Here is a 7,251-nt window from a genome sequence, read left to right as displayed (position 1 = left end):
GGGGGGAGAGGCTTTGATAACTGGTTTTAATTTTTCTCTGATGGTATGAAACCACCCTGCCTCCCCGCAAGCGATGAGGGGGCTATTATGTACCTCATAACAAAGGAATCTGCTGTAACAGTGACATTAGGTGAGCAATCCTAAATTTACAACACACGGTAGCCACACAGACGTAGCTCCAATCGGTAATTACCAGCACCCACTCAAAGCCACGCGATCGCTTCTGAGCTACGTTGCTTCCTCAACAAATAAAAAAAGTACTTTGTACTTGTGAGGCGGCTATCGCCGCATGGATAAAGGAAACTTAAAATACTTTCCATTCTTCCATGCGACAACTCACGATTTCAGAACTGGGAATTTTGGTTAATTCAAAAACCCTAACTTCATCAACCAACTCTGATCAGAAAAACCTCCAACTGGTCATAAAGCAAATTTTTCTGGGACTCCCTGTAAAACCACTGTTGGATGCACACCCACAAATCAACCAATGCGTTGATCAGATGCGATCGCTAGTTCCAGAAATATTTACACTTAAAAAAGATAAATTACTAATTGATGCTCACTTTAGCACTGCTCTGCAACTTGATAACGACAATGCAGTAATCGAGATCAGCACAAATGTAGCCTTTGAAAAAAAATCGGTCAGACTAATTGAGTGGGCAATTCGACAACCCCAACTCAACTGGTATGACAAAGTTAAGCTCTGGGTAACTTCAGAGTATTTAATGGTTACACCTGAGCAGTTACAATTGACAATCTTGGCATTGCACTCTAAACAGGTAGCTAAAAAACACGAAATTTACTGGAACCAACAACAGCATGAAGAAACCCAACAATGGTTAGTTTCAGTATTAACAGAACAGCCGATTTGCCAAGACAGAGAACTGTCAATCATATTTGGCTCACCTACTGTCTATAATCAAGTACTGGCTCTAACCTTAGAAGAAATAGAGGAAGTAGAAATTTGACACTTTTAAACAAAACTACTTTCACACCGCTCCTACCCATAACTCAACAACTTAGACAATTGCTTTTAGCAACACCAAAATTACAGAAATTGAAAACACTTTGAATAGCGGGTGTAGCGGTGTCTCTGGGCAAAGCAAAATTGCAATGCCTAACAAATAGTACCAACGATCAAACTGATAGTAGAACGCCAGCATAGCCAAAACCAAGAAACAAGCCATCAAAAACCAAGCGCAAGCATCGAAAATCACCAAGCTGATCTTACCAACTAAGTTTCGTTGCTCATGAATTTTATGTCTTTGAAACATTTACTCTTGCATACCAATATCGCCGCTTTCCTAACAATAATTTTGACACAATTGTGTATATCAAATACTTTTACATCGGCTGCCACCAGCCCAACCATGCTTATCTGTTCAAAAGGTGCTACATAGGAGCGCTTGGCGGCTACTTAGACGAAAAACCGAAAAAATTTCTGTCTAAACAAATGGATACTCGATTGCGGAAGCTTTGGTGACTCTCACGAGTGAAATTAAAGAATATGCTGACCAGATTGAACGTTGGTGCATTATAATTTACTGCTACCAAAGCTTACTAGCAAACAATTGGACAATAAGTAATTCTACCTTATTTCCTACATCTGTCATCGGCTCCCAATCTCTGGGGGTGCAAAAACGCGAGTTCTAACGTTAGCTCTCTTAGGAACAACAGAATCTAAAGCATCAACAGCGTTATTTCTGCCCTTTGGTGTACTGGTCGGTGGAACATTACCAACCTCGTCTGGCAACGGTAGCATACGCTCTGCTTCTTCAATACGTTCGTAAAGGGCTGCGGTTAGCTGGTCAAGGCTAGCGAGTTGGACGCGACTTTCCAAATGCTTCCTCACCTGCGTGTCCCAAAGTTCCTCGCTCTCATCTTTCCGTTTTAAATCTGCCAACGGAATTGGTATAGTCAGCGGATAAGGGATTGAGCCTTCTCCACCGGAACTGTAACCAGGATTGGTGATTACACACTTTCCTGGAGGAAAACGCAAGATTTCATCCACTGAGAACAACGGCATTTTCTGAAGAGATTCGCTCCAACTAATTGACTGGTTTCCGTTAGAGCGAGTGGTAGACTTGTTTTTGAGAGTAATTTCTTTTTCACCATACCGCTCAGAATATTTTTTAGCAGTGTCGGGGTTGCCAGGGTTGAATAGAACATGGGTACTACAAGCACTAGCGATCGCTGCCCCTAATTTTTCACCATAGCCCTCGTACAACTGCTCCAAACTTTGAATTCCCAAAATAAAACAAGCGCCATTAGAACGGTATTCGTTAATCCATTGAGGCATCCGATCCAATCGGATTGAAGGGAACTCGTCAAGGGAAATGATTAAAGGGTCTTTTCGCGGACGGCTAAGGTTAGAAACAACAATCAAATGAATTGCTGCTGCCAATAGTGGTCCCACGACGCTTCGACGCTCGTCGTCTAACTTAAAGACAATCATCTCCCGACCTTCAATTCGTGTGGGAATGTCGGACTTGCCAATAAAAGCCCTTAATAAATCAGCCTGAATAAAACTACTAAATGTTCCCGCTGCCGTCGTTAAAATACCGGAAATCGTCTTTTCTGCTTCTTTAGCACTAAGAAACTGATTAAAACTGGTAGCTATCCACTCGTCCATAGCACGAGACTGCACGGCAAAGTCGATGCGCTTCACTAAATTGGGCAGTCTCAGCACGCTATAAACCATTGCCATATCTGGATAGCGAGACCCCTTAACTAGCTGTAGAATCGCTTTAGCCAGCAAGTCTCCAGCTTTGGAGAAAAACTCATCACTTTTTCCCTGACTAGAACTGGCGTTTCTGTTAATAACTTGCCCAATTTCCCCAGCCATTACTGCGTCTTGCGGGGACTTCATAAAATCAAGAGGATTAATAACTCCTGAATAGGGTTCCCCTGGCGCAAATACCCGAACCTTATAGCCATAACGAGCCGCCAGCGGTGCATGGAGCTTGAGTTGGTCTCCTTTTTTATCGTAAAGTATAATCGGAAACCCTTGAACCATTGCACTTTCTATGGCGCGATCAATCGTTGAAAAAGTTTTCCCAGATCCAGGAGCACCAATTACCAAAATAGACCGTTCAGCATGAGGAAGCCAAATCGTAGGAATCGCACCTATTGCTGTCTGCACGGTAGCAACCATACCTTTAAAATTCTTCCCTTTCCACCAATAACGAGGACTACCACACCAAAGGCAAACCTTGTTATGTTTGCGCTGCTTGATCTGTTTAAGCGCCAGTTGGGTTGCTGCTAACTTCTCAGCAACTCCACAAACCTTACCTGTGGTAATTTTGCCTTTTCCGCCCCCAACAAATCGCAGCACCAAAAGGATAAAAATTAGCCCACCTATTGTTAATAGTCCTTCTGGATTACTGAATTGTTTGAACAATCCGCCCATATCAATTGAAGAACGTGGAATTTGGGATTCTGTTTTGCTGCTTGCAGTTACAGGCTGATTTAACAAAAACTTATAATGAAAATTCATAAGTAAAGTATTTTTTTAAAGCGTTTTGAAATGCAATTTGTAGCTACAAACTGCTCAAAATAGACAAGTTACTTTAGCAACGATATAAAAAGTTTGGTTCTGTCAATAGGCATAATTTTTACATATTAATTCGGTTTTCAATCGAAGTTCGATCCAAAAGGCAAAGAAGTTATAGCGAAGGTTAAGATTTAGCTAGGAAGAGCAGTTTCATCTTGAATAAATATAATTTTATTTAGTATCGTCACCTAAAAAATAACCCCCACTATTGGGGGCGTAAACTCTTCTTCTTCACCGTACTAACTACTACTGTACCGAAATTGTGCGACTCAAAATACTCATTACTTCTCCTTGATTAGCGGTTGGCAACAGGTCGCTCCAATCACCCACATGGGCATAATTAAGCTGGTGCAAAACGTGAATTGTGCTGGTCACAGCTTTGGGAGAACCAATCAGTAGATGTTTGATGGATTCTCGGTGGGGGGATGTTGTTTGGGCTGTGTTAGGTACGGGTGCATTTTCGTTATCGTTGCCGGAGAGAAAGCTCTGGATCATCATAATTAAGAGTAACGAACGACTTTTTATCACAGTAAAGTTCGCCGCTGTGCAAGGTCAAGATTAAAAGTCTAATGATTAGACTTTAATCGAGGTGAAACAGCTTACGTAAGTGGGGGGGAATTTTTTCGTCGATGACCTTTTTGATTTCGAGGAGAGCATCAATTTCAGCCAGTCGGTCTAAATACTTTTGTTCTGGTTCACGCGGGTCTTCACGCGCAAACCAAGTTTTGACAAGCTGCACGGACACGCCGAGGAGTTCGGCGAGTTGAGCCTGGGTCAGTTGGTATTTTTCAACGAAGTTTCGGGGATGCAAGGCTTTACTGCGAATGGAGCGCATAAATTTTAGCAGCATAATCACCCGTTGCGCGTCGTACCCTTCTGACTCCTGAATCATTGATTTAAGTCTAATGATTAAACTTATTTTAGCGAGTTTTGGGTTGGGGGTGTCGTGCGCTCAATCCTTGATTTATCTACCACGCCTGATAGACATAAACTCCGCCCACATCGTCCTGATTTAATGGATCTATCTTCTTGTGGGTGAACGTAAATCCATTTGTTAATAAGAACTCCTCATACTGACTACAGGAAACCTTAAAGTCCCCATTTTGCTCCAAACCTGACCTTAACGCTTCTCGTTCCAAAGAAGCCAAGATTGTTTCACCTTGCTGTTGTGCGATCGCAATTATGTGATCGTGATAAGCAGTAAGTGCAGCCTGCCAAGCTACTTGGTCATTTGGATTATGAGGCGGTAGAAACTCGTCACCCACTATAAACAAACCATCTGGTTGCAAGTTACGTTTAATATTTTGTAAGTAGCTGTGTTTGGCTGCTATCAAAAGCCCTGGACGCTCACACCACCGAAGATGCCCCGTTTCACATTGTCGTCCGTGAATCCGTAGGGGAAGGCTAGGTCGAGCGCACTGCTCTGGTCTAGCGTCCGGATCTGTTCCGGGGTGAGGCGGATGTCCAGCGACTCCAGGTTGTCGTGTAGTTGCTCAAGCTTGCTTGCTCCCAGAATGGGCGCGGTAATACCGGGCTGCGCCGAGACCCAGGCGAGGGCAACCTGTGCCAGGGGACGATCAACCTGTGCCGCCACAGTCCGCAGGGCATCGAGAACGCGCCAGTTACGATCAGTGAACTTGGTGAACTTCCCCTGGAAGGGATTACTGCCACTGAGCCGTCCCTCTCCGGTGGCACCCGCGTCTGTGCTAGAGTACTTGCCAGCCAGAAAACCGCCCGCGAGCGGACTCCACGGAGTAATACCGAGTCCACACTCGTGGGCAGCGGGCAGATGTTCGCGCTCGATACTGCGCTCGACCAGGGAATATTCTAGTTGCAGGGCAATAGGTCCGGGAACGGCGTGTGCCGTAGCTAGCGTGGCTGCCTTAACAGCGTACCAAGCAGGCAGGTCTGAGAGACCGAAGTATCGAATCTTGCCAGCACGCACCAGGTCGCCGAGGGACTGTAGCACCTCTTCAACGGGTGTGACCATATCCCAGGCGTGCATCCAGTAGAGGTCGATGTAATCGGTGCAAAGGCGACGCAGCGAAAGATCGATCGCACGGTACATGTTCTTGCGTCCGTTACCACCGGCATTGGGATTGCCGGATTCGGCGTTGAAGGTGAACTTGGTGGCAAGCACCAGCTTGTCGCGTAGGTTGCGGTTTGAGATGTAGCCGCCGATCAGTTCCTCGCTGCACCCGCTTGAGTAGACATCGGCAGTGTCGATAAAGTTGCCGCCCGCATCGACGTAGGCGTTGAAGATCGACGCGGAAACCTCGTCGGGCGCACCCCATCGTGGAGTACCGAAGGTCATGGTGCCGAGGGCGAGCGGGCTGACAATGAGTCCGGAGCGACCAAGAGTGCGGAAGGCAGTAAGATTCATGGGGTTTTTCCTCTAACTAGAACAAAAAGATTTGTGGAAGTGTTTTGGGGAGCAACAATAAAGCTTAAGACAGAAAAAGGGAACGGAGAGAATTATGAGGCGCGGAAGAAAAGACGGAGGGAATGAGGCGGTGTCAACTGTCTTATAAGGTCGTCCGATGCTTAGAATGCGCTTGCCGTCTGGCGGACAATCACTTCATTGACATCGACATCATCCGGCTGAGACACAGCATATAAGACGGCTCGGGCGATCGCTTCCGGAGTAAGTGCAGTTTTGCGGAGTTCTTTCAAGAAGCCTTTTGCTGACTCCTCCGTGATATCAGAGCCGAGTTCTGTCTCAACCACACCGGGGGATATAATAGTGACGCGGATATTTTTCGATTCCTGCCGCAGCCCTTCGGAGATCGCCCAAACAGCATATTTTGTCGCGCAATAGACCACACCGGTGGGTGCTACCATATGTGCGCCGATGGATGCGGTATTGATAAACTGTCCGCCGCCTTGCGCTTCCATAATCGGTAGACCCGCCGCAATGCCATTTAATACGCCGTGAATATTCACATTAATCATGTTGTCCCACTCCTCGACTTTCAGGGCATTCATCGGCGATAGGGGCATCACACCTGCATTGTTAAAGATGACATCGACGCGACCAAACTTCGTATGTGCAAAGTGAATAAAGGCTTTTACATCTTCGCGATTGGTGACATCCACAGCTTTGAATTCCGCCGTACCACCATTGGAGCGGATATCTTCAACAATCTTTTCCAATTTTTCTGTGCGCCGCGCCCCCAGCAATACTTTTGCGCCGTTTTGAGACAGCAATTTAGCGGTGGCTTCACCAATTCCACTACTGGCTCCAGTGATAGCAATGACTTTGTTTTCTACGTAAAACATGGTTATTTTCCCTGCTGTTGATGTTGGTTGGAATTTAGAGAAACTGACCGCCAGAAACTTCAATTCTCTGGGCATTTACCCATCTATTTTCCTCGGATAGTAAAGCAGCAATAAAGGATAAAGAATGAAGGATAAAAAATGACTTGTTTGATACTTTTTATTGATGGGGTAATTTCATCCTTTATCCTTGATACTTCATACTTTTTATTGATGGGGTAATTTCATCCTTTATCCTTGATACTTCATACTTTTGTTGACATCAGCCCCTTTTTTGGCAAGCGCCAAAGCGGTATTTTTGCCCAGCCCTCTGCTCGATCCCGTTACCAAAGCAATTTTTGCCAAGTCTATGGTCATTGCCTTATCCTTTCAGCTTGTCTTTCGGTACAAGTTCATCATAAGCTTGAAAAGCCTTTCCCTAA

At 45.3% G+C, this 7,251-nt stretch carries 9 protein-coding genes; 1 reads left to right on the top strand and 8 read right to left on the bottom strand.

Annotated features, from left to right (window positions below; translation table 11 throughout):
* The first annotated feature begins 326 nt into the window (after positions 1–326).
* On the top strand, positions 327–968 hold the full coding sequence (locus TOL9009_RS0100960) for a hypothetical protein (RefSeq protein ID WP_029630533.1): 642 nt from the start codon (positions 327–329) through the stop codon (positions 966–968).
* A 51-nt stretch (positions 969–1,019) separates the two neighbouring features.
* Here the strand turns inward: TOL9009_RS0100960 and TOL9009_RS0100955 are convergent, their stop codons facing one another.
* From TOL9009_RS0100955 to TOL9009_RS44945, 8 genes are all read right to left on the bottom strand, one after another.
* Positions 1,020–1,274, bottom strand: a complete 255-nt coding sequence (locus TOL9009_RS0100955; RefSeq protein WP_029630531.1) for a hypothetical protein — start codon at positions 1,272–1,274, stop codon at positions 1,020–1,022.
* A gap of 335 nt (positions 1,275–1,609) precedes the next feature.
* A complete protein-coding gene (locus tag TOL9009_RS0100950; RefSeq protein WP_029630529.1) occupies positions 1,610–3,496 on the bottom strand; it encodes a type IV secretory system conjugative DNA transfer family protein in 1,887 nt (628 codons plus the stop codon).
* Between the two features lie 303 nt (positions 3,497–3,799).
* On the bottom strand, positions 3,800–4,051 hold the full coding sequence (locus TOL9009_RS0100945) for a hypothetical protein (protein WP_029630527.1): 252 nt from the start codon (positions 4,049–4,051) through the stop codon (positions 3,800–3,802).
* An 82-nt stretch (positions 4,052–4,133) separates the two neighbouring features.
* Positions 4,134–4,445: a helix-turn-helix domain-containing protein gene (locus tag TOL9009_RS0100940; RefSeq protein WP_029630526.1), complete on the bottom strand. Its 312-nt coding sequence runs from the start codon at positions 4,443–4,445 to the stop codon at positions 4,134–4,136.
* A 76-nt stretch (positions 4,446–4,521) separates the two neighbouring features.
* The gene (locus tag TOL9009_RS0100935) at positions 4,522–4,887 is read right to left on the bottom strand and encodes a hypothetical protein (protein ID WP_029630524.1); all 366 of its coding nucleotides are present in this window, start codon (positions 4,885–4,887) and stop codon (positions 4,522–4,524) included.
* On the bottom strand, positions 4,884–5,936 hold the full coding sequence (locus tag TOL9009_RS0100930) for an aldo/keto reductase (RefSeq protein WP_029630521.1): 1,053 nt from the start codon (positions 5,934–5,936) through the stop codon (positions 4,884–4,886). The genes TOL9009_RS0100935 and TOL9009_RS0100930 overlap by 4 nt, the downstream gene beginning before the upstream one ends.
* A gap of 161 nt (positions 5,937–6,097) precedes the next feature.
* On the bottom strand, positions 6,098–6,832 hold the full coding sequence (locus tag TOL9009_RS0100925) for an SDR family oxidoreductase (RefSeq protein WP_029630520.1): 735 nt from the start codon (positions 6,830–6,832) through the stop codon (positions 6,098–6,100).
* A gap of 228 nt (positions 6,833–7,060) precedes the next feature.
* On the bottom strand, positions 7,061–7,186 hold the full coding sequence (locus TOL9009_RS44945; protein ID WP_199341608.1) for an SDR family NAD(P)-dependent oxidoreductase: 126 nt from the start codon (positions 7,184–7,186) through the stop codon (positions 7,061–7,063).
* Positions 7,187–7,251 lie beyond the last annotated feature (65 nt).

This window comes from [Scytonema hofmanni] UTEX 2349 (genome assembly GCF_000582685.1).
GTDB classification, from domain to species: Bacteria; Cyanobacteriota; Cyanobacteriia; order Cyanobacteriales; family Nostocaceae; genus Hassallia; species Hassallia hofmanni.
The sequence above is the reverse complement of the archived record's forward strand: the minus strand, read 5'-3'. Positions and strand labels throughout refer to the sequence as shown.

Bases quoted from the DNA above. Each gene is read 5' to 3' on its own strand.
- TOL9009_RS0100960 (WP_029630533.1), top strand. From the start codon at position 327: ATGCGACAACTCACGATTTCAGAACTGGGAATTTTGGTTAATTCAAAA.
- TOL9009_RS0100955 (WP_029630531.1), bottom strand. From the start codon at position 1,274: ATGTTTCAAAGACATAAAATTCATGAGCAACGAAACTTAGTTGGTAAG.
- TOL9009_RS0100950 (WP_029630529.1), bottom strand. From the start codon at position 3,496: ATGAATTTTCATTATAAGTTTTTGTTAAATCAGCCTGTAACTGCAAGC.
- TOL9009_RS0100945 (WP_029630527.1), bottom strand. From the start codon at position 4,051: ATGATGATCCAGAGCTTTCTCTCCGGCAACGATAACGAAAATGCACCC.
- TOL9009_RS0100940 (WP_029630526.1), bottom strand. From the start codon at position 4,445: ATGATTCAGGAGTCAGAAGGGTACGACGCGCAACGGGTGATTATGCTG.
- TOL9009_RS0100930 (WP_029630521.1), bottom strand. From the start codon at position 5,936: ATGAATCTTACTGCCTTCCGCACTCTTGGTCGCTCCGGACTCATTGTC.
- TOL9009_RS0100925 (WP_029630520.1), bottom strand. From the start codon at position 6,832: ATGTTTTACGTAGAAAACAAAGTCATTGCTATCACTGGAGCCAGTAGT.
- TOL9009_RS44945 (WP_199341608.1), bottom strand. From the start codon at position 7,186: ATGACCATAGACTTGGCAAAAATTGCTTTGGTAACGGGATCGAGCAGA.